This is a genomic window from Mesorhizobium sp. B2-4-6, assembly GCF_006442775.1.
GTDB lineage: Bacteria > Pseudomonadota > Alphaproteobacteria > Rhizobiales > Rhizobiaceae > Mesorhizobium.
In genome coordinates this window covers 12,254-34,454 of the sequence record NZ_VFVI01000023.1, presented here as the reverse complement: position 1 = coordinate 34,454, position 22,201 = coordinate 12,254, and the positions used below count along the sequence as shown (strand labels likewise).

The 22,201-nt window shown below is 64.5% G+C and carries 13 protein-coding genes; 4 read left to right on the top strand and 9 right to left on the bottom strand.

Going from position 1 to position 22,201, the window contains the following annotated elements:
• Positions 1-275: 275 nt before the first annotated feature.
• From FJ957_RS30890 to FJ957_RS30880, 3 genes are all read right to left on the bottom strand, one after another.
• Positions 276-1,340, bottom strand: coding sequence for a D-alanine--D-alanine ligase family protein (locus FJ957_RS30890; protein ID WP_140837224.1), 1,065 nt, complete (start codon positions 1,338-1,340; stop codon positions 276-278).
• Between the two features lie 225 nt (positions 1,341-1,565).
• A complete protein-coding gene (locus FJ957_RS30885) occupies positions 1,566-3,620 on the bottom strand; it encodes a bifunctional aldolase/short-chain dehydrogenase (RefSeq protein WP_140837222.1) in 2,055 nt (684 codons plus the stop codon).
• 81 nt (positions 3,621-3,701) lie between these two features.
• Positions 3,702-4,667 carry a sugar-binding transcriptional regulator gene (locus FJ957_RS30880; protein WP_140837220.1) on the bottom strand — a complete coding sequence of 322 codons (966 nt, stop codon included), beginning with the start codon at positions 4,665-4,667 and terminating at the stop codon, positions 3,702-3,704.
• 204 nt (positions 4,668-4,871) lie between these two features.
• On the opposite strand from FJ957_RS30880, the gene FJ957_RS30875 reads away from it, so the two are divergent.
• The 4 genes from FJ957_RS30875 to FJ957_RS30855 all read left to right on the top strand — a co-directional run bounded on the left by FJ957_RS30875 (position 4,872) and on the right by FJ957_RS30855 (position 12,177).
• Positions 4,872-6,512 carry an acyl-CoA synthetase gene (locus tag FJ957_RS30875; protein WP_140837218.1) on the top strand — a complete coding sequence of 547 codons (1,641 nt, stop codon included), beginning with the start codon at positions 4,872-4,874 and terminating at the stop codon, positions 6,510-6,512.
• A 361-nt stretch (positions 6,513-6,873) separates the two neighbouring features.
• Positions 6,874-7,479 (top strand): TetR family transcriptional regulator, encoded by a 606-nt coding sequence (locus FJ957_RS30865; protein ID WP_140837213.1) that lies wholly within the window; start codon positions 6,874-6,876, stop codon positions 7,477-7,479.
• Positions 7,480-7,576: 97 nt separating this feature from the next.
• The gene (locus tag FJ957_RS30860) at positions 7,577-8,710 is read left to right on the top strand and encodes an efflux RND transporter periplasmic adaptor subunit (RefSeq protein WP_140837206.1); all 1,134 of its coding nucleotides are present in this window, start codon (positions 7,577-7,579) and stop codon (positions 8,708-8,710) included.
• Between the two features lie 314 nt (positions 8,711-9,024).
• Entirely contained in the window at positions 9,025-12,177 is a 3,153-nt protein-coding gene (locus tag FJ957_RS30855) for an efflux RND transporter permease subunit (protein WP_140837200.1), read from the top strand.
• Positions 12,178-12,345: 168 nt separating this feature from the next.
• On the opposite strand, the gene FJ957_RS30850 is transcribed toward FJ957_RS30855, so the two are convergent.
• From FJ957_RS30850 to FJ957_RS30825, 6 genes are all read right to left on the bottom strand, one after another.
• Positions 12,346-14,055, bottom strand: a complete 1,710-nt coding sequence (locus FJ957_RS30850; RefSeq protein WP_140837198.1) for an APC family permease — start codon at positions 14,053-14,055, stop codon at positions 12,346-12,348.
• Between the two features lie 265 nt (positions 14,056-14,320).
• Positions 14,321-16,690, bottom strand: coding sequence for an aminomethyltransferase family protein (locus FJ957_RS30845; RefSeq protein ID WP_140837196.1), 2,370 nt, complete (start codon positions 16,688-16,690; stop codon positions 14,321-14,323).
• Between the two features lie 260 nt (positions 16,691-16,950).
• On the bottom strand, positions 16,951-17,574 hold the full coding sequence (locus FJ957_RS30840) for a sarcosine oxidase subunit gamma family protein (protein ID WP_140837194.1): 624 nt from the start codon (positions 17,572-17,574) through the stop codon (positions 16,951-16,953).
• Positions 17,567-20,548, bottom strand: a complete 2,982-nt coding sequence (locus FJ957_RS30835; RefSeq protein WP_140837192.1) for a sarcosine oxidase subunit alpha — start codon at positions 20,546-20,548, stop codon at positions 17,567-17,569. The genes FJ957_RS30840 and FJ957_RS30835 overlap by 8 nt, the downstream gene beginning before the upstream one ends.
• Complete coding sequence (locus FJ957_RS30830) at positions 20,548-20,823, bottom strand: sarcosine oxidase subunit delta (RefSeq protein ID WP_040998061.1); 276 nt, start codon at positions 20,821-20,823, stop codon at positions 20,548-20,550. Before FJ957_RS30830 ends, FJ957_RS30835 begins: the two co-directional genes overlap by 1 nt.
• 73 nt (positions 20,824-20,896) lie before the next feature.
• Positions 20,897-22,150 carry a sarcosine oxidase subunit beta family protein gene (locus FJ957_RS30825; protein WP_140837190.1) on the bottom strand — a complete coding sequence of 418 codons (1,254 nt, stop codon included), beginning with the start codon at positions 22,148-22,150 and terminating at the stop codon, positions 20,897-20,899.
• Positions 22,151-22,201: the final 51 nt, after the last annotated feature.

The following is a 22,201-nucleotide window of genomic DNA, read 5'->3' as shown; positions in this document are numbered from 1 at the left end:
TCCGAAAGGACGACCAGGATTCATTCGGTCTCCTTCCCACTTCAAACCATACACCAGAACCAACACACAGGATTCTATGGTCTGCGCGCGTCGCTTCGCTCCTTGCTCCGCCATAGAATGACGAGGTTGGGGGGCGGCTTCAACCAATCTCCGGCGTTTGCGCTGATTTCACGCAAATGAACGGAAAATCTTGTACCAAGACAAGCGGCAACCTTTCCAAATCCCTGTGTCGGGGAACTAGTCGCCCCTGCGTCCAGTTTCTCAAACCTTTTGCCTCAACGGCCGGCGCGCGCCAGCCCGTGCGCCACCAGGCGCTCGATAACCTCCGGATAGCTGACGCCACTCGCCGCCATCGCCTTGGCGTACATGCTGATATTGGTGAAGCCCGGAATGGTGTTGAGCTCGTTGATCAGGAAATTCATGTCCGGCATCAGGAAGAAATCGACGCGGGCCATCCCGTCGCAGCCGAGCGCTCTGAACGCCCTGGCGGCCATATCGCGCATGGCATTCTCGACTTCCAGCGGCAGCTCGGCCGGCACGATCAGGGCCGCGCCATTCTCGTCGATATATTTGGCGTTGTAGTTGTAGAAGCCGTGACTTTCCGCGGGCACGATCTCGCCGGGCCGCGAGACGAAGAGCTCGCCCGTGGGGCTCTCCAGCACGCTGAATTCGATCTCGCGGCCACGAACGAATTCCTCCGCCAGGACCTTGCGATCGTGCTGGAAGGCCTCCGCCAGCGCGCGCTCGAACTCCTGACTGCCATTGACCTTCGCAACGCCGACCGACGAGCCCTGCCGCGCCGGCTTGATGAACAGCGGCAAGCCGAGCTTGTCTTCCAGCTTGGCAAGCGAAGGCAGCCGACCCTCTTCGATCGTCACCGAGCGCGCGACCGGCAGTCCCGCCGCCTTCAGCAGCCGCTTGGCGACGTCCTTGTCGAGGGCCGTGGCCGAGCCCAGAATACCGCAGCCGGCGAGCGGCACCCGCGCCACTTCGGCCAATCCCTGCACCGCGCCGTCCTCGCCATGCAGACCGTGCAACACCGGAAACAGGATATCGATGACGGGCAGGTCATGGGGTGCGCCGCTGGCAGGGATCGCCAGCATCCGCCCCTGCCCGCCCGGCACCAGGCACAGCTGTATGCCAGCCGACGGCGTCGCCAGGGCGCCGTCCTCGAAACGGCTGAGCAGCCATTGGCCGTCGCGCGTGACGAAGATCGGCACGGCGTCGTATTTCGCCGGATCCAGCGCCTGCATGACGTTGGCCGCCGAAAGCAGCGACACCTCATGCTCGGCGGATCGACCGCCGAACAGCACACCTATACGCAGGCTTTTCGCGGGCATCGACAACTCCACCAATGATCGGGGTTGGAGCTCGCACGCGAAACACCAGACATCCCCCTTCAACCGTCCGAGTAGTAACCGAAGGATTGGAGTGGGACTTTGACCAGTTGAAGCAGTTTTTCAGCAGAAGCGCGAAAGGCCTTCCGTTCGGAACCGTATCAAGACGAGGAGCGGTTCATCCGTTCATGAAACGATGAACCGCTCCAAGGTTGTGTCTTTACTTCGTCAGCGCAACGCCGCCGCGATGTTGCCGCCGTCCACCGTCGTCACGTCCGCTGTGGTGCGTTCGGCCAGCGCCTGGTGCAGGAATGCCTGCGCCACGTCGTCGGCGGTCACTTCCTGTCCGAGCAGATTGCCGGACATATATTCCTTTTCCGACACGCCGCGCGCGCCGGAACGGCTGGCGATCATCGCGTCGGTCAGCAGGCCCGAGCGGATGCGGTCGGCGTTGACCGCATTGGAGCGAATGCCATAGGCGCCGTAGTCAAGCGCATATTGCCGCGACAGGAACAAGGTCGCCGCCTTCGGGATGCCGTAGGCGCCGAATTTCGGGCCGGGGTTGATCGCCTGCTTGGAGGTGTTGAACAAAAGCACGCCACCGGTGCCCTGTTCCAGCATGATGCGCACCGCATTCTGCGCCGCCGACTGGTGGGCGAAGAAGTTGAGCTCGAAGCTCTTGCGCAAAGTGGCGTCGTCGAGCTCGCCGATACGGCCTTCCCAGGCCGCGCCCGCATTCGAGACCAGGATGTCGACGCCGCCATAGACGGCGACCGCCTTGTCGAAGGCGGCGCGCATCTCGGCCGGATTGGTGATGTCGGCACCGACGCCGATCGAATTGTTGCCGGCGGCCTTCGCCGCATCCGCCGCCTTGGCCGGATCGAGGTCGACGATCACCGCATGCGCGCCGTTGGCCGCGAACAGCTTTGCAGTCGCCGCACCAATGGCGCCGGCGCCGCCGGTGATCAGCGCGACCTGGCCGGTCAGCGGCTTCGGCTTGTTCGAGGCGAGCTTGGCCTGCTCGAGCGACCAGTATTCGAGCGGAAAGAGGTCGGCCTTGGACAGCGGATGGAAATTGCCGACGGCCTCGGCGCCGCGCACCGCCTCGATCCACATCTCGCCGACATCGGAGGCGATTTTCGCGTCCTTCAGCGTCCGGCCATGGCCGAACATGCCCAGCCCCGGCACCAGCGTCAGGCGCGGCATCGGGTCGAGCATGGTGCGCTTGACGTCGTCCAGCGCGTCATTGGTCTCGAAATAGGCAGTGTAGTCCTTGACGAAGGCATCGACATGGCTGCGCACCACGCCCTTGTAGTCGCCGAGCTTGCCGGCATCGGGCGCCGGTACCGCCATCGGTCCGGTCTTGATGCGGATCGACAGATCAGGCGTCGACACGCCGCGGCCGGCATAGTCGGCGATCTTGGCCGAATTGATGAAATCGACGATGGCGTCAGACGTGCGGAAGTCGCTGATCATGCGGTCGAAGCGGCCTTCGCCGCGCGCCACCGCGACTGCGCCGCGCAGCATCGGCGCGATGTCGCTCGGCCGGGCGAGCTTTGCCGGCAGCGCTGCCTTGACCGCCTGCGGCTTGCCGTTCCTGGCGACATAATCCTCGGCCATAGTCACATAGTGGATCATGCGGTCATAGGCCTGCCTGGCATCGTCGCCGAAAGTGAAGATGCCATGCTTGTCGAGGATCAGGCCCTCGACGTTCGGGTCGGCGTCGAACACCTCCGCTGCGACCTTGGCGAGGTCGAAGCCCGGCTTGATATAGGGCACGTAACCTAGTCTGTCGCCGAACACGGTCTCGATCAGCGGCTTGCTGTCTTCCTGGTCGACGATGGCGAGGATCGCCGTGGAATGCGTGTGGTCGACGAATTTGTGCGGCAGGAAGGCGTGCAGCAGCGTTTCGACCGATGGGTTCGGAGAGGCGGGGTCGATGAGGTTGGAGCGCTGCAGCGCCACCATGTCCTCGTCGGCGAGCTGGTCCAGGGAGCGCGCCTTGAGCAGCGCGCCCATCTTCACCGCCGGCAGGCCTTGCGGCTCGATGACGGCCATGTCCCAGCCGCTGCCCTTGACGCAGAGCACGTCCCATTCGTCGCCGACGAGATCGGTGGCCTTGGTCTTGCAGGAGGTGTTGCCGCCGCCATGCAGCACCAGCCGCGGCTCGCCGCCAAGCAGACGGGTCGTGTACACGCGCAGCGCAAGGTCGCGGGCGACGCCCTTCTTGGCATAGTCGGCAACCATCTTCTCCGCGTCGGCGTCATTCCAAAGGTTCTGCATGTCGTTCCGTCCGTTCCGTCTTTTTTGCTCATGAACAGAAAGCCGCGACGTCTTGATGACAGAAGCGGCGAGGGTGGTTTTCTAGGATGCTTTCTTGCCGGCTTCGCCCGCGTGAGTGAGCAGGCGCTCGGCCATGTGCGCGCCGATCACCAGATGCGTGCAAAGCCCGCCGGCGATGGCCGCAAGCAGCGGCTCGAACTTGGTGTCTTCCTGCACCACCATCAGGCGCTTTTCGATGGCGCGCAGCGAGGCGAGTTCGGCGGAAATGACGCGTCGGTTGTAGCTGCAGTCGAGCACCTCGCCATAGGCGTCGATGATCTGCCCGGCGATGACGCCGGCCGCCCCTTGGCTGCGCAGCGCTTCCATCTCGGCCGGCGACAGCGCGCCGCATTTCACCAGATGGCTGTCGGCGTCGACCGCGCCGACGGAATAAAGCGCGAGGTCGCAGTCGGCGATGCCGGCAAGCTGGTCGCGGATTACCGGCTCGGCGCGCAGGCCTTGCGCCAGTTCCTCGGTGGAGAGCACCAGCGGCGCATAGAAATTGAGGCCCTTGGCGTTCAGCCGCCGCGCGATCTCCATCGTGCATTGGTCGGGCCGGTAGGAATAGGGCGCGCCGAGATTGCCGCAGAGCTGCACCACGGTGACGTCCTGCAGGTCGGCATAGGACATGATGTCGGCGATGGTGTAGACGGTGCGGCCCCAGGCGACGCCGATACGGTCGCCCTTCTTCACCAGCTCGAGAAAGACGCTCGCCGCCAGCACGGCGATATCGGCCGAAGGATCCGCGAGATAGGCATTTTCCGGCGCGATCCAGACGGCGTCGAGATCGAAAGCGTCTTCAAGTCGGCGCGCCGTGACGTCGTCAGTGAAGAGCTGCGTCGAGGTCGAGATGTTGACGATGCCGGTCTCGCGCGCCTTGCGCAGATACATGGCGACCGAAGCGCGTGAAATGTTGAGCTGGCTCGCCACTTCGTCCTGGCGAAGGCCGTGGGCATAGTACAGCCAGGCGGCCTTGTGGATGATCTGTTCTGCCGGTCTGATCGCCATGCCGCCTCCTCGGCTGACATTAGTCACGGCTCTCGACAAAAGTCAAATTTGCCTGCGTGAGCTGCGATCGCCTCACGGTGGGGCTCCATCCGGATCGCCATTCCACCAAGCCGGCGCAGCATAGCATTTTCAGCCGCGGAAGGGGGATAGCGTGACGAGGGGCCTAAGGTTAGAAGGTTCGAAAAGAACCTTGGGGAGAACGGGATGGCCAATCCCTACGAACAGGATCTCGACAGGAACGCCGCCAACCACCAGCCGCTGACGCCGCTCACCTATCTCGAGCGCGCGGCCAAGACCTATCCCGACCATGTCGCCATCATCCATGGCAACCAGCGCATCACCTATCGCGATTTCTGGCGCCGCTCGCTGAAGCTTGCTTCGGCGCTTGCGAAGCATGGCATCGGCAAGGGCGACACGGTGACGGTGATGCTATCGAACACGCCGCCGATGCTGGAAGCGCATTTCGGCGTGCCGATGACCAAGGCGGTGCTGCATTCGCTGAACACCCGCCTCGACGCCGCCGTCATCGGTTTCCAGCTCGACCATGCCGACTCGAAGGTGCTGATCGTCGACCGCGAGTTCTCGGGCGTCGTCAGGGAAGCGCTGGCCTTGGCCAAGGTGAAGCCCTTGGTCATCGACTATGACGATCCGGACTATGCCGCTGACGCGCCCTATCCGAAGGGTGATCGCATAGGCCCGCTTGACTATGAGGATTTTCTCGCCGCCGGCGACGAGGCTTTCGCCTGGTCGATGCCCGATGACGAGTGGGATGCCATCTCGCTCAACTACACCTCCGGCACGACGGGCAACCCCAAGGGCGTCGTCTACCACCATCGCGGCGCGGCGCTGATGGCCTACACCAACACCATCCATGCCGGCATGGCCAAGCACGCGGTCTATCTCTGGACGCTGCCGATGTTCCACTGCAACGGCTGGTGCTTTCCCTGGACCTTGGCCGTGCAGGCCGGCACCCATGTCTGCCTGCGCTGGGTGCGGGCAAAGCCGATGTATGACGCCATCGCCGACCATCGCGTCACGCATCTGTGCGGCGCGCCGATCGTCATGTCGGTGCTGATCAACGCGAAGGACGAGGACAAGCGCCAGTTCGCGCAGACCGTCACCTTCAACACGGCGGCCGCGCCGCCGCCGGAGGCAGTGCTTTCCGGCATGGCCGACGCCGGCTTCGCCGTCACCCATCTCTACGGCCTGACCGAGACGTATGGGCCGGCCGTCGTCAACGAATGGCACAATGAGTGGGACGCACTGGAGAAGGGGCCGAGGACGCAGAAGAAGGCGCGCCAGGGCGTCCGCTACGCCGCGCTCGAGGGTCTCACGGTGATGAACCCGCAGACCATGGTGGAGACGCCGGCCGATGGTGAGACCATCGGCGAGGTCATGTTCCGCGGCAACATCGTCATGAAGGGCTACCTGAAGAACAGGAAGGCGACCGACGAGGCCTTCGCCGGCGGCTGGTTCCATTCCGGCGATCTCGGTGTCATGCACCCCGACGGCTACATCCAGCTCAAGGACCGCTCCAAGGACATCATCATCTCGGGCGGCGAGAACATCTCTTCCATCGAAGTCGAGGACGCGCTCTATAAGCACCCGTCGATCGCTTCCTGCGGTGTGGTTGCCCGCGCCGACGAGAAATGGGGCGAGGTGCCGGTCGCCTATGTCGAGCTGAAGCCGGGCAAAGCCGCGACCGAGGCCGAGATCATCGAGCATTGCCGAGGGCTGCTGGCGCGCTTCAAGGTGCCGAAGACAGTGGTGTTTGCCGAAATCCCGAAGACGTCGACGGGGAAGATCCAGAAGTTCCGGTTGCGGGAAATGGCGAAGGGGGCGTAGATCGGCGAGGCTAAGAGCCTTCGACGTTGGCGGGACAGCGCCCCCCTCTGCCCTGCCGGACATCTCCCCCACTTGGGGGGAGACTGGATGTCGCGCCCGCTTTCGCCAATTGCCGACGTTGCAGGAATGGCGCCAAAGCTTCTGATCTCCCCCCAAGTGGGGGAGATGTCCGGCAGGACAGAGGGGGGCGCGAAGGATCGCCGCGCTAGAGGTTAGCATCCTCATCGCCCACCGCAGACCCTCGTAACTGTCACCATCTGTCACCAATTATACGTGTACGTCGATTTCGCGTTGACTCCCCGCCGCCTTCGCTTTACGATTGACGAAAATTGAAATTCGTCACTCGTAAAACGAAAGCGCCATGTCAGAAGCCGCCAACATCGTGGCAGACCCCGCCAGACAGGAGAATGTGACGCGCATTCTCGACTGCGCCGAGCGCCTGTTCCGCCACTACGGCTACGGCAAGACCAACGTCGCCGACATCGCCCGCGAACTCGGCATGTCGCCGGCCAACATCTACCGCTTCTTTGCCTCCAAGGTCGAAATCCACCAAGCCGTCTGCGGCCGCATGCTCGGCGCCAGTTACAAGATGGCCTACGAGATCATGCACCTGCCGATCAGCGCCGAGGAGCGCCTGCGCCGCTACATCCATGCGCAGTACAAGATGACGCTGGAGGTCATGCTCGACCAGGAGAAGGTGCATGAGATGGTCATCGTCGCGCTGGAGCGCGATTGGGGCGTCATCGACAAGCATGTCAACAGCATCCACGACCTCTACGCCGAGGTGATCCGCGAGGGCATCGAGGCTGGTGAATTCAGACAGCAGGATCCCGAGACGGCTTCGCGCTGCTTCGGCGCCGCGACCGTTATTCTTTGCCATCCGCAGATGGTGGCGCAGTGCCTTGCCAAGACCAATCGGGCGATGCCCGACGAACTTATCGACTACGCCATCAGAGCCTTGAAATAGCCGCTGCCCACCGGGTGCGGTTTCGACAAATCATATCCAGTTCGGGAGTGCTAAGGTGTCATTGTCCAGTTCCATCCTCCCCAGTTCCATCCTCCGAATGCTGCCGTCCGCCGGTCTCCCAACCGCCGCCATCGTCGCAGCAGTGCTCGGCCTCGCCGGCTGCAGCCAGGAGAAGGCCGAGGTCGTCCAGGAAGTCATCCGGCCGGTGAAGGTGGTCGAGATCGGCGAGGCGCAGACCACCCGTCAGCTTGACTATTCCGGTTCGGTACGCGCCCGCACCGAGATGAATCTCGGCTTCCGCATCGCCGGCAAGGTCACCGAGCGTCTGGTCGATATCGGCCAGCATGTGAATGAGGGCGACGTGCTCGCCCGCGTCGACCCAGCCGATTACGAATTGTCGGTAAAGAGCGCTGCTGCCAGCCTCGACGCCGCCGAGCGCCAGGTCGAGACCGTCGACCTCGCCAGGAAGCGCGCCGAACAGCTCTATGCCAAGAACTTCGCGCCGAAATCGCAGCTCGATCAGGCGCGGCTGACCTACGACCAGGCGGTGGCGACGCGCGATGCCGCTCGCTCGACGCTGGCCCAGGCGCAGAACCAGGTTCAGTATGCCGATCTCAAGGCCAGCAAGAACGGCATCGTCACTGCCATCTCCGCCGATGTCGGCCAGGTGGTCGCCGCCGGCACGCCGGTGATGACCGTCGCGGTCGACGGCGAGAAGGAAGTGTCGATCGCGGTGCCGGAGATGGATATCGCAGGCTTCAAGCCCGGCAAGGAGGTCAAGGCGAACTTCTGGTCGGACGAAGGGCTCACCCTTGACGGCAAGGTCCGCGAGGTCGCCGGCAGCGCCGATCCGCAATCGCGCACCTTCGCCGTCCGGGTTTCGCTCCCCAACGATCCGCGCGTGCTGCTCGGCATGACCGCCAATGTCCAGGCGACCGTCGGCAGCAAGGCGCAACTGGTATCGATCCCGCTGACCGCGATGACCGAGAAGGACGGCAAGCAGATCGTCTGGACGGTCGATCGCGCCTCCGACACGGTGCATCCCCGTCCGATCAAGGTCGCCAACTTCACCGCCGACGGCGTCGCCGTGGCCGACGGCCTGAAACAGGGCGATGTCGTGGTTGCGGCCGGCACCCAGTTCATGACCGAAAACCTGAAGGTCAAGCTTTCCGGCGACGCCCAGCAATCCGCCTCGGCGGATGACGTCGCGACCACCAGCAGCCTGCACTGATGCTTGCCGCCCAAAAGTGCGAAGCGGTTTTGGGACAACGACATGCATCGAACTAAGACCTGAAGTCAGGCGCAACAGACGCCTTTCCCGCTCTCGCTGCGTCAAGCCGCGAGCCGGGGAAGGCATGGGTTCCGGGCGGCGAACGCCCGATCGTGAGATGCCGGCATGTTGGCTCCCCCGCAGCAGTGCCGCGTCCAGCGCGATTTGCGAGTCTCTCTCCGCTTGAGGGGTCTCGCCGCCCGGAAGCCCACCGAACTTAGAAGCGGCATGCCAAGCGAGCGTGCCTTGCCGATCAATTGGACTGGACGTGTGCCATGACCACCACCGACAGCAGCACTGAAAAGCGGCCCTTCAACCTTTCGCGCTGGGCGATCGGACATCCGAGCATCGCCCGCTTCTTGTTCGGGCTGATCATCCTTGCCGGCGCCCTCGGCCTGATGCGCATGGGCCAGAAGGAAGACCCGGATTTCACCTTCCGCGTCATGGTGGTGCAGGCGGTGTGGCCCGGAGCCTCGATCCAGGACATGGAGGACCAGGTCGTCAACAAGATCGAGCGCAAGCTGCAGGAAACGCCGCATCTCGATTTCGTGCGCTCCTACACCCGCGCCGGCAGCGCCATCATCACCTTGCAGGTCAAGGGCGACACCAATGCCGAAGAGGTGAAGGACGCCTTCTACCAGGTGCGCAAGAAGGTCGGCGACATCTCCAATGAATTGCCGCAGGGCCTGCTCGGCCCCTATTTCAACGACGAGTTCGGCGACACCTTCATCACGCTGCATTCGATCAGCGGCGACGGCTTCACCTATCCGGAGCTGAAGAAATTCGCCATCCAGGCGCGTGACATGCTGTTGACGACGCCTGGCGTCGAAAAGGCCGTCATCATCGGCGACCAGCCGCAGAAGATCTATATCGACGTCTCGTCCAAGGCGCTGGCCGAGCGCGGCCTGACCATTGTCGACCTGCAGAACGCCGTGAAGGGGCAGAATGCCGTCGATCCGGCGGGCTCCGTCGACACCGGCCTGCGCTCGGTGCGCATCTCGGTCGAGGGCGACGTCACCAAGGCCGCGGACATCCGCGAGCTCAGGCTGCGCTCCGGCAACCAGGTGACGCGCCTCGGCGACATCGCCACGGTCTCTTCCGGCCTTCAGGATCCTTACGACAACAAATACCTCTTCAACGGCCATGAGAGCGTCCAGCTCGGCGTCGTCATGGCCAAGGGTTTTAACGTCAGGGACGTCGGCAAGGATGTCGAGGCGACCTATCAGCGCTTCGAGGCGGGGCTGCCCTACGGCGTGTCGGTCGACCAGATCTCCGACCAGCCCCAGGTCGTCAAGGACGCGGTGAGCGAGTTCATGGAGGCGCTCGGCGAGGCGCTGCTCATCGTGCTTGCAGTCTCGCTGCTGTCGATCGGTTGGCGCTCGGGCCTGGTGATCGCCATCGCCATCCCGCTCGTCTTGGCCGCCACCTTCGCCATCATGTACGAGATCGGCATCGACCTGCAGCGCATCTCGCTCGGCGCCCTCATCATCGCGCTCGGCCTGTTGGTCGACGACGCCATGATCGTCGTCGAGATGATGGAGCGAAAGCTCGAGGAAGGGCTGGTAAAGATCGAGGCGGCAAGCTTCGCCTACACCTCGACTGCTTTCCCCATGCTGACCGGCACGCTGATCACCACGGCTGGCTTCATCCCGGTCGGCTTCGCCGCCTCGACCGCCGGCGAATATGTGCGCACGCTGTTCTATGTCGTCGGCATCGCATTGGTCGTGTCGTGGTTCGTCGCGGTCTATTTCACGCCGTGGCTGGGTTACATGATCCTGAAGCAGCGCAAGCATGCCGGCACTCATCACGATGTCTTCGACACCAGCTTCTATCGCCGCCTGCGCGCGACCGTCGCCTGGGCGGTGCGCCACCGCATCATCGTGCTGGTGATGACGCTGGTCACCTTCGCCACCAGCCTCTGGGCCTTCCAATTCATCCCGCAGAACTTCTTCCCGCAATCCTCACGCCCGGAAATCCTGGTCGACCTGTGGCTGCCGGAAGGCACCTCGATCAAGGAAGTCGAAAACCAGGCCAAGTCGTTTGAAGGCAGGATGGCGGACGATCCGGACAAGCGCTTCATCGCCACCTATATCGGCGAGGGCGCGCCGCGCTTCTTCCTGCCGCTCGACCAGCAGCTTCGCAACCCGAACTTCGCCCAGCTCCTGGTGATGGCCAAGGACGAGCCGGCGCGCGAGCGGCTGATCGTCAAGATGCGCAAGATCCTGGCGCAGGACTTCCCATCGATCCGCGGCAAGGTCGACCGTCTCTTCCTCGGTCCGCCGACGGGCTGGCCGGTGCAGATGCGCGTCATGGGTCCGGACCGCCAGGAGGTACGCCGCATTGCCGATGGGGTGAAGGCGAAGTTCCAGGCCAACCCGCTGCTCGGCGCCATCCATGACGACTGGCTGGAACCAGTGCCGGCGATGAAGCTGGCGATCGATCAGGATCGCGCTCGCGCCCTTGGCGTCACCTCCCAGCGCATCCGCCAGATGCTGCAGGCCACCATGTCCGGCGCTCCTCTCGACGACTTTCGCGACGGCGAGGAGACGGTCTCGATCGTCGCCCGCGAGCCGGACGCGACCCGCAAGCTGCTGTCCTCGGTCGACTCGGTCTATATCCCGACCGACTTCGGCGGCTCGGTGCCGCTGTCGCAAGTGGCCAAGGTCGTGCCCGTCATGGAGCAGGGCATCGAATGGCGGCGCGACCGCCTGCCGACGATCAGCGTGCGCGCCACGCTGCCGGATGGCGTTCAGTCGAACGACGTCGTCACCAAGATGTACAACGACATGAAGGACCTGCGCGCCGGCCTGGCGCCTGGCTACAAAGTCGAAATCCAGGGCGGCGCCGAGGATTCGGCCGAGAGCCAGGCCTCGATCGCCGCCAAGGCGCCGATCATGCTCGCCATCATCGTCGTGCTCCTGATGGTCCAGCTGCAGCATTTCGGCAAGTCGATGCTGGTGCTGGCCACTGGTCCGCTGGGCATCATCGGCGCCGCCGCGGCGCTGCTGATCAGCGGCGCGCCGTTCGGCTTCGTCGCCATCCTCGGCGTGATCGCGCTGCTCGGCATCATCATGCGCAACTCGATCATCCTGGTCGACCAGATCGACCAGGATATCGCGGCCGGCATGGAGCGATCGGAAGCGATCGTAGGTGCTGCCGTGCGCCGCTTCCGGCCGATCATGCTGACGGCGCTGACCGCCGTGCTGGCGCTAATCCCGATCTCGCGCGCCGTCTTCTGGGGGCCGCTGGCCTACGCCATGATGGGCGGCATCCTGGTCGCCACCGTGCTCACCATCCTGGTGCTGCCTGCCGGCTACGCCCTGTTCTTCGGCCGCGCGCCGAAAAAGGCCAAGACCGACGAGCAGGCGCCTGAGCCGGAGAAGATCGAAGGCATTGAAAGACCGCAACTAGCCCTGGCCGCGGAATAAGGTGGCAACCTGGAATCATCCGCCATCGTCATCAGACGGTGGCGGATGATCTGCATGTACGGGCAACCACGTCTTGACGACGCCGTGCGCCGGTCTGTCTTCGCTTACTGGCGCCAAATGAAATGAAACGGGCGCGCCGAGGCGCGCCCGTCTCTTTCAATTGCCATGTTAGATGACGAACACCCAGTTGGCGATCAGCATCACCGCCACGCCGGCGATCAGTGTCAGGTAAGGCAGCATACCCGCTTTCTTGACCGAGAGGTCGGCGCCCGCCATGCCGAGGTCGGCCAGCATGTGATCGGGGAACTTGCCCTTGTCCTGGATGTAGTGACGGAAGCAGAACACCGGGATGATCAGCGCCGCCGTGATCAGGCCGGCCCACAGCGCCATCGGGTTCCACACCTTGGCGCCGGCGCCCATGAAGATCGCGTTGACATAGGCGAAGATCGCGCCGATGCCGAGCAGCCAGGTCGGCGCCTTCCACGGCCGATTGATATGGCCGTTGTCGATGCGGTGGATCCAACCGGCATTGAGGTTGAGGAAGTTGAAGATGATGTAGCCGCAGTTCGACACGGCGAGGATGAAGAAGAAGCTCGTCGCGTCGGCCGAGGCGATGGCCAGCACGATTAGGTTGAAGCAGAGGTCGGTCCACATGGCCCGTGTCGGCGCGCCATGCTCGTTGACATGGCTGAGATAGCGCGGCAGCCAGCCGTCGACCGAGCCCTGGTAGAGCGTGCGCGAAGAGCCGGCCATCGCCGTCATGATGCACAGCACCAACGCCAGGATCATCAGCATCACCAGCAGGCTGTGGATCAGCTTGCCGCCGCCGACCATGCCGGCCAGCGCGTCGGCGACGCCCGAGCCGTCGACGATCGGCGTCGCCAGCATGCCGTTCAAGCCCAGCACGCCCTGGAAGGTAAAGGGTACCAGGATGAACAAGAGCATGCAGAGCAGGCCGGAGTAGAAGATCGCCTTGAAGGTATCGGTGCCGGGGTTCTTGAATTCAGACGTGTAGCAGACCGCGGTTTCGAAGCCGTAGGTCGACCATGCGGCGATGAACATGCCGCCGAGGGCAAGCGTCCAGCCGGCAATGTTCCACGAGCCGGGATCGGGCGCATAGGCGGCGGCCAGCGGCACCAGCGGCGAGAAATTCGCCCAGTCGATCTGGCCGGTGAAGATTGGCACGACGCCGACGATCAGCATCGGGATGATGACGAGCAGGCCGATATATTTCTGCACACTGGCCGTGCCGAGGATGCCGCGATGCTGGATCGAGAAGATGATCAGCATCAGCACCGCGCCGATGAAGAAGGTGGCGTTGAAGGTGAACGACACCGGGCCAAGCGTGTGGCCCCACAGCGACCATGTGCGGATCGCCGGCGTCGCGGCGGCCGTGACCGCGGCGATCGCGTCGGCGGGCACCGTTCCGGCATGCGCGGCGATATAGGCGATCACTTCCGGCGAGGTGTCGGTGAAGATTGGCACCGGTGCCAGCGCGTTGAGGATATAGGCGGCCGCGATCGAGCAGCCGAGCGACAGCACCGGCGTCCAGGCGAACCAGTTGCACCACACCGACAGCGGCGCGATGAATTTCGAGTAGCGCAACCAGGCCGTCGCGCCGTAGATCGAGGCTCCGCCCGACTTGTTCGGAAACAGGCCGGCGATCTCGGCATAGGTGAAGGATTGCAGGAAACCCATGATCATGGAGACCGTCCAGATCAGGAAGGCGAGCTTTCCGGTCGTCCCGGCAATGCCGCCGATCGAGAACAGGACCAGCGCTGGAACGCCGCTTGCCACCCAGAAGGCGCCACGCCAGTCGATATGCCTGAGCAGCTTGCTTTCGGCAGGCTGCTCGAGGGCCGTGCTTATCGTGCTCATATCTTGTGTCTTCCCCTTTTTGTTGTTCCCCGCCAGCGACGCTTCGGCTCTCGCGAAGCTTGCTCCCCGGCAAATCAGCATCAACCCGTCGTGTTTCCACTCAGTCGTATTTTTTTCTTAACAGTGAAGATTGATCCGACGCGCTTTCGCGTCAAGCGTTTTGTGAATGTCATGCACATCACGCTTGCGAAACATTGACCCGACCGCCGCCGGCGGAGCCGGCGAGGGTCGGATCCGCCTTGGGAGGCTTTCAGAAACCCGGCTTTTAGGAACGCGGTTTGGTCTTCTGTGGATCGTAATGGGCGAAGGCGACGACACGCGCCGGCAGGCGCTTGGCATGGCCGTCGAGCTTGCCGATCTCGACCTCCGTGCCGATCTCCGCGTGGGTGACGTCGAGCCGAGCCAGCGCGATGGTCTTGCCGAGCACCGGCGAACGCATGCCGGAGGTGACGACGCCGATCTGGGCGCGGCCGACATGGACGCAGTCGCCATGGCCGACCGGGACGTTGGCGTCGACGTCGAGCCCGACGAGCTTGTGCTGCGGGTGCTCCTTGCGCCGGATCAGCGCGTCGCGGCCGATGAAGTCGTCGGCCTTGGTCTTGAGCGGCACGGTGAAGCCGATGCCGGCCTCGAACGGATCGGTCTGGTCGGAAAATTCGTAACCGGCGAAGATCAGCCCGGCCTCGATGCGGACCATGTCGAGCGCCTGCAGGCCCATCGGCTTCAGCCCGTGCGGCTGCCCGGCTTCCCAGACGGCGTCGAACACCTTTTCGGCGTCGCGCGGATGGCACCAGATCTCGTAGCCGAGCTCGCCCGTATAGCCGGTACGCGAGATCACGACCGGAATGCCGTTGCCGCCGCCGATGCGCGCGACCGCGAAGCGAAACCATTCGAGCTCGCCGATCGAGGGCTGCACCGGCGAGGTCCAGACGACCTCCTTCAATATGTCGCGGCTCTTCGGCCCCTGCACGGCGATGTTGTGCATCTGGTCGGTGGAGGAGCGGACCAGCACGTTGAGACCGAGTTTTTTCGCCGTCTCGCGCAGCCATTCGCCGGAAAGGTCGTCGCCGCCGACCCAGCGGAAATTGTCCTTGCCGAGCCTGAGCAGCGTGCCGTCGTCGATCATGCCGCCATGCTCGTAGCATATCGCCGTATAGACGACCTGGCCGACGCCGAGCTTCTTGACGTCGCGGGTCAGCGTGTATTGCAGCAGCGCTTCGGCATCCGGCCCGGTGACCTCAAACTTGCGCAGCGGCGACAGGTCCATGATCACGGCCGCCTGCCGACAGGCCCAGTATTCGGCGATCGGACCTTCCTTGGCGAAGGAATTGGCGAGCCAATAGCCCCGGTATTCGACGAAGTCGCGCGTGTGTTTGGCAAAGCTCGAATGAAAGGCTGTCTCGCGGGTCATTTTCGGTTCCGAGTCGGGCTTCAGGCGTCTGGCGATCGCTCGCGAGAATTTGTGCTGGCCGGAATAGCTGCGCACATGGATGTCGGTCAGGTCCCAGCCATTGGCGGGCGTGGTGTCGTCCGGGCAGGCCGAGGACACGCAGACGATGTCGGTGAGCGCCCTGAGCAGCACGTAGTCGCCCGGCCGCGACCAGGGCTCGTCCGACACCATCACGCCATGCGCGTCGATCGCCGTGTTGAAGAAGAAGTTGATCGCCATCCAGCCCGCGCGGGGCGTCACGCCTTTGTCCGACAGCGCCTTGTTGAAATTCTCCGAGCAGTTGGTGTGACCGGGATAGCCGATATCGTCGTAATATTTGGCGGCGCAGGCGAGCGCGAAAGCGTCGTGCCGCCCGCATGTGTCCTGCACCACCTCGACCAGCGGCTCCATGTCCTGGTCGTAATATTTCGAATGCAGGCCGGGCATCGGATAGGCCGAGCCCATCAGCGTGCGGGTCGTCGTGACGTCGAGCGGCAGGTCGCGGCCCTTGTCCAGCTTGCGCGCCGAAAAACACTGGAAGTCGGTGCATTGCCGGCCATCGACATCGATGATCTGCAGATAGTCGCCGGCCTTGACGAAATAGGATTCGGCGGTCGCCGAATGCACTCTGAGATCGAGCACCGGATCGGCGAGCGGATCGGGAAGCTGCGACCTTGTCTTCAGCCGGATCGTGGCGCGGCGCACCATGACGGTGAGCGGCGTCGCCGTGTTGTGGCCGTCGACCAGCATCGGCCCGCCCGGCGCCGCGATCAGCAGCGCGCCGTCGCGCTGGACGGAAAAGCTCTGCTCGGTGCCGGCCGGCGTGGCGCCGCCGAACACGCGCACGGCCTTTGGCTGGTCGAGCTCTACCTTGCGACGCTCGAGGCTGACGCGCAGCGCCGAAAGACTGTCGCCACCCTCGGCGAGCAGCGCCTTGATGCCGGCTGCGTTGCTGTTCGACCGTTCTCCGAAAATGCCGGGATCGGTCGTGCCGGAGGTATCCCAGGCCAGAAGCTCGCAGGGCTGCCCACCCTCGACATTGGTCACGCTTACGCTGTCGCCGGCCTCGACGTCGATCAGCACCGCGCCGTTGCCCTGCACGGTATAGCGTTCCATCCCCGGCGGCAGCGCGATCTGGCCGGGCCTCAGGATCAGGCTTGGACGGGGCGGTCCGGACAGGACGGCGGGGTAGGGCGACTGGCTCATCTCAAACCCTCCTCCGAACGAGAAACAAGTTTGCCTGTGTGTAAAATTATTTTAGCAGCAAGAATAGCAGGGCGATGGCGTTTGGCAAGGCGGGTCTTCCCCTTCTCCCCTTGCGGGAGAAGGTGTCGCCGCAGGCGACGGATGAGGGGTGTTCCAGGGAACGCCGGCGTCTCATTTCGCTGGAACACCCCTCATCCGTCTCGGCGCTGACGCGCCGATCCACCTTCTCCCGCAAGCGGAGAAGGGGAAGGCGGGCGTCGCTACGCCAACTCCTCGGAATGGACGATCTCGACACCGTATTCCGCAGCCGAGTCCAGCATCGTGTGCCACAGGCTCTCGGCGAAGGTCGCGAACACCAAGAGGTTGAACACGGCCTGCTCGTTGCGATCCTTGCCGCGCCACAGCGTGACGCTGGTGTGATCCATCGATGTGGCAGCCGCCGCGCCGACGCCAAACACATCGGGATGCAGATCGATCGACGACAGCTTGGCGAGCATCGCGCGTGCCTTGTCGCCGCTAACGCGGATCAACGCCCGCGCATGCGATTGATCGGAAAGTGAAGCCGAACCGGCAAAGACGGGCGCAAACGCCTCAATCGCGTGCTTGACGCCTTTGGACAGCACGAGGAACTGGCCTGGTCCCGACCAGATCAGCGTCGCGTCGGCCGCGTCGGTCGCCTTGGGCGTTTCCGGCGCGGGGACAGCGAAGCCCGCCTTTGCGGCCTTCGCCATCTCGGCGGACTTGCCACGCCGCGCCATCACCTGCACGAGGCCGAAATTGCGGATCTCGGTCAGCGAAACGCCGGCTTCGCCTTGCGCGCCATAAGCGCCGGCGACCAGCGCGCGGTCGAGCGGGCTGCGGACATCCCAGGAAAAATCAGCCACGCTGGCGCCCTCCATCCGGATCGTAGAAGACGGAATTGCAGAGCTCGACATCATAGTCCTCGCCGCGCAGCGGATCATGCGCCCGCACGATCTCGCCGATACGTTCGCGCCCGCGCTCGACAAGGCCGAGCCCGATCCACTGGTCGAGCGCCGGCGAGAAGCAGACCGAGGTGACATAGCCCTGGTCGTTGTCGGGGCCAGGGGTCTCGCCCTTCGGAATGATATGCGCGCCGGAGCGGAGCCGGCGCGCCTTGTCGGTCGGCTTGATGCCGACGACCACCTGCCGGTACGGCGCGACCAGCGCCTCGCGGCCGGCCATGACGCGGCCGATGAAATCCTTCTTGGTCGACATCATCTTGCCGAGGCCGAGATCGCCCGCCGTGGTGGTGCCGTTGAGCTCTGGCCCGGCGACATGGCCCTTTTCGATGCGCATCACGCCGAGCGCCTCGGTGCCGTAGGGCGTCACGCCAAACGGTTTTCCCGCGACCATCAGGTTGCGCGCCATGGCTTCGCCGTAGCGCGCCGGCACGGAGATCTCGAACGCCATCTCGCCAGAGAAGGAAATGCGGAACAGCCTTGCCTTCAGGCCACCGCGCAGCTTGACCTCGCGCGCGCCCATGAACGGGAAGCCTTCGTTCGACAGGTCCTCGGCCGGATCGACGATCTCCTTGAGCAAGTCGTGCGTCTTCGGTCCGGCGATCGAGAACTGCGCCCACTGGTCGGAGACCGAGGTCAACTGCACGTCGAGCTCTGGGAACAGCACCTGCCGGCAGAATTCGAGGTGCTGCATCACCAGCCCGGCCTTGGCGGTCGTGGTGGTGAGGAAAAAATGGTCCTCGGCCAGCCGCGAGGTCGTGCCGTCGTCGTAGACGATTCCGTCTTCGCGCAGCATCAGCCCGTAACGCGCCTTGCCGACGGCGAGGCTGGAGAAGGCGTTGATGTAGACGCGGTCGAGGAAGGTGCCGGCATCTGGCCCATGCACGTCGATCTTGCCGAGCGTCGAGACATCGCAGAAGCCGACGCCGTTGCGCACGGCCTTCACCTCGCGGGTCACCGACTCCAGCCAGTCCTTCTCGCCCGCGCGGGGGTACCACTGCGCGCGCTTCCAAAGGCCGGTGTCGACAAACACTGCGCCCTGTTCGGCCGCCCAGTGATGCGAGGGCGTCAGCCGCGTCGCATGGAAATTCTCGTCGCGGTGGTGGCCGGCGAAAGCGCCGATGGCGACCGGCACGTAAGGCGGTCGGTAGATCGTCGTGCCGGTCTCGGGTATCGACTTGCCGCTGACCGCCGCCATGATGGCGAGGCCGGCGACATTCGAGGTCTTGCCCTGGTCGGTCGCCATGCCGAGCGTCGTGTAGCGCTTCAGGTGCTCGACCGATTGAAAACCCTCGCGCTGCGCCAGCTCGACATCGGAAGCGGTGACGTCGTGCTGCTGGTCGACGAAGGCCTTGCCCTTGCCGGCGACATGCCAGAGCGGGGTGATCGAAAAGGCTTCGTCGTCGGCGACCGGCATCGATCCGATATTGCCGCTGCGTCCGGCATCGCGTGCCGCGGCAGCGCCGGCTTCAAACCCTTCGCGCAGGCAGGCGCCAAGTCCGAAAGCGCCGTTGGCCGCGCCCGCTGCGACCATGCCGGGCGGCGCGCCGTCCGGCACGAAGGCGGCTATGTCGTCGCGCCATTTCGGCCGGCCGCGATGATAGGAGGTGAGCCCGACCGCCGGATTCCAGCCGCCGGACACGGCGAGCCCGTCGGCCTCGACCTCGGCGCGCGCGCCGCCGGTCAGCGAGACGGAAATCTTGCGCACGCCGCCCTTGCCGCCATCGACGCCGCTGACGGCGCCGTGCAGCACCGGGAAGCCGCCCTTGCTGGCAAGCGAGCGATGCGCCGGCGAAACGTCCGGCCGCGCATCGATCACCGCCGCGACCTGCAGTCCGGCGGCGATCGCCGTTTCGGCCGTGCGCCAGCCATCCTCATTGTTGGTGAACAGCGCGATCCGCCGGGACGGCGTGGCGGCGTAGCGGTTGATGTAGCTGCGCATGGCCGACGCCATCATCACGCCGGGCGTGTCGTTGCCGGCAAAGACGATCGGACGTTCGATCGATCCGGCCGCGACCACGCAGCGCTTGGCCACGATGCGCCATAGACGCTGGCGCACCTGATGTTCCGGCGGCACCGGCAGGTGGTCGTTGACGCGCTCGATCGCACCATAGGTGCCACCGTCATAGACGCCGAACAGTGTCGTGCGCGTCATGACGCGCACATCCGGCATCGCCGCCAGTTCGGCAACCGCGCGCGCGACCCATTCGGCGGCCGGCAATCCGTCGATCATACCGCCATCGGCGAGCAGGCGGCCGCCGAGGACAAAATCCTCTTCGCACAGGATGACGCGCGCGCCGCAGCGCGCGGCGGCAAGGGCAGCCGCCAGGCCCGCGGGGCCGGAACCGGCGATCACCACATCGCAATGCGCCCAGGCCTTGTCGTAGTGGTCGGGGTCGGAAACCTGCGCTGCGCGGCCGAGACCGGCGGCGCGCCGGATCGCAGGCTCGTAGATCGCCTCCCAGAACTTCGCCGGCCACATGAAGGTCTTGTAGTAGAAGCCGGCGACGAAGATCGGCGCGAACAGCTGGTTGACCGACATCACGTCGAAATTGAGCGACGGCCAGCGGTTCTGGCTGGCTGCCTCGAGGCCCTCATAGAGTTCGGCCGTCGTCGCCTTGGTGTTCGCCTCGCGCCTTGCGCCGCTGCGCAGCTCGACCAGCGCGTTCGGCTCTTCCGAGCCCGCCGTCAGGATGCCGCGCGGGCGATGGTATTTGAACGAGCGGCCGACCAGCTTGAGACCATTGGCGACCAGCGCGGACGCCAGTGTGTCGCCCTTGAAGCCCGAGAACGTCTTGCCGTCGAAGCGGAAATTGAGCGCGGCGGAGCGGTCGATCAGACCGCCATTGTTCAGCCGGTTTGCCTGATCGCCGCGCATCACGCACCAACCTTGGCGGCGCCGGCGCCCGCCGCCGGCTCCACGGCCGAAATCTCATGCGTCAGCGTGTTGCGGGTGACCTTCAGCCAGGCCCGGCAGCCGCCGCCATGGTACCAGTGCTCGCTCATCACGCCGGCGATGTTGTCGCGCAGATAGACGTAGTCGTAGACGGCGTCCTCGCCGGCATCGGCCGCGGGACGTTGCGGCTTGGCGTCGCCGAGATAGGTGAACTCGCCGAGTTCGCGTTCGCCGCAGAAGGGACAGGTAATGCGCATCGGTTTCCGGCTGTCCTCAGAGCATGATGCCAAAAAGTGTGGAGCGGTTTTTGGATAACATCGTGCTCTATCTCTAATGCAGGTTCGGTTGGGCGCCCTGGCCCTTCTCGTCGATCATGGCGCCGCGCTGGAACCGGTCGAGGCGAAACAAGGCCGCTTCCTTGTGCGATTGATCGCGGGCGATGAGATGGGCAAAGACCAAGCCTGAGCCCGGTGTCGCCTTGAAGCCGCCATAACACCAGCCGGCGTTGATATAGAGGCCGTCCACCGGGCTCTTGTCGATGATCGGCGTGCCGTCCATCGACATGTCCATGATGCCGCCCCACTGGCGCAGAAGCCGCACGCGGCCGATCATCGGGATCAGCGCCATGCCGCCTTCGCAGACATCTTCCATGACCGGCAGATTGCCGCGCTGCGCATAGGAATTGTAGCCGTCGATGTCGCCGCCGAAGACCAACCCGCCCTTGTCCGACTGGCTGACATAGAAATGTCCGGCGCCGAAGGTCATGACGCCGGGGATCAGCGGCTTGATCGCTTCGGAGACGAAGGCCTGCAGCACATGGCTTTCGATCGGCAGGCGAAGACCCGCCATCGCCGCCACGCGCGAGGAAGAACCCGCGACCGCCATGCCGACCTTGCCGGCGCCGATCTTGCCGCGCGAGGTCTCGACGCCGGTTACCTTGCCGTTGGCGTCGCGCGTGAAGCCGGTAACCTCGCAATTCTGGATGATGTCGACGCCGAGCGCGCTCGCCGCATGCGCGTAGCCCCAGACCACGGCGTCATGCCGCGCCGTGCCGCCGCGCCGCTGTAAGAGGCCGCCCTGCACGGGAAAGCGCGCATTGTCGAAATTCAGGAACGGCAGCATCTTGCGCAGTGCCGCCTGGTCGAGCAGCTCGGCGTCGATGCCGTTGATGCGCATGGTGTTGCCGCGCCGCGCGAAGGCGTCGCGCTGCGCGTCGGAGTGATAGAGGTTGAGCACGCCGCGCTGGCTGACCATCGCGTTGTAGTTGAGGTCCTGTTCCATCGTCTCCCACAGCTTCATCGACAATTCGTAGAAGCCGGTGTTGCCGGGCAGGCCGTAATTGGAGCGGATGATGGTGGTGTTGCGGCCGGCATTGCCGGAGCCGATCCAGCCCTTCTCCAGCACCGCGACGTTGCGGATGCCGAACTCGCTGGCGAGGAACCAAGCGGTGGCGAGCCCGTGGCCGCCGCCGCCGATGATCACCACATCGTAGCGATCCTTGGGCGCCGCGTCGCGCCAGGTCGGCTGCCAGTTCTTGTGGCCGGAGAGAGCGGCGCGGGCGAGCGAGAAGATCGAATATTTCATAAGTTCATTCCAAGGCCGCTCGCCATACGCAGGATCTTTCCTAACGCATCG

Coding starts and splice junctions, on each gene's coding strand:
- FJ957_RS30890 (WP_140837224.1), bottom strand. CDS start 1,340: ATGCCCGCGAAAAGCCTGCGTATAGGTGTGCTGTTCGGCGGTCGATCC.
- FJ957_RS30885 (WP_140837222.1), bottom strand. CDS start 3,620: ATGCAGAACCTTTGGAATGACGCCGACGCGGAGAAGATGGTTGCCGAC.
- FJ957_RS30880 (WP_140837220.1), bottom strand. CDS start 4,667: ATGGCGATCAGACCGGCAGAACAGATCATCCACAAGGCCGCCTGGCTG.
- FJ957_RS30875 (WP_140837218.1), top strand. CDS start 4,872: ATGGCCAATCCCTACGAACAGGATCTCGACAGGAACGCCGCCAACCAC.
- FJ957_RS30865 (WP_140837213.1), top strand. CDS start 6,874: ATGTCAGAAGCCGCCAACATCGTGGCAGACCCCGCCAGACAGGAGAAT.
- FJ957_RS30860 (WP_140837206.1), top strand. CDS start 7,577: ATGCTGCCGTCCGCCGGTCTCCCAACCGCCGCCATCGTCGCAGCAGTG.
- FJ957_RS30855 (WP_140837200.1), top strand. CDS start 9,025: ATGACCACCACCGACAGCAGCACTGAAAAGCGGCCCTTCAACCTTTCG.
- FJ957_RS30850 (WP_140837198.1), bottom strand. CDS start 14,055: ATGAGCACGATAAGCACGGCCCTCGAGCAGCCTGCCGAAAGCAAGCTG.
- FJ957_RS30845 (WP_140837196.1), bottom strand. CDS start 16,690: ATGAGCCAGTCGCCCTACCCCGCCGTCCTGTCCGGACCGCCCCGTCCA.
- FJ957_RS30835 (WP_140837192.1), bottom strand. CDS start 20,548: ATGCGCGGCGATCAGGCAAACCGGCTGAACAATGGCGGTCTGATCGAC.
- FJ957_RS30830 (WP_040998061.1), bottom strand. CDS start 20,823: ATGCGCATTACCTGTCCCTTCTGCGGCGAACGCGAACTCGGCGAGTTC.
- FJ957_RS30825 (WP_140837190.1), bottom strand. CDS start 22,150: ATGAAATATTCGATCTTCTCGCTCGCCCGCGCCGCTCTCTCCGGCCAC.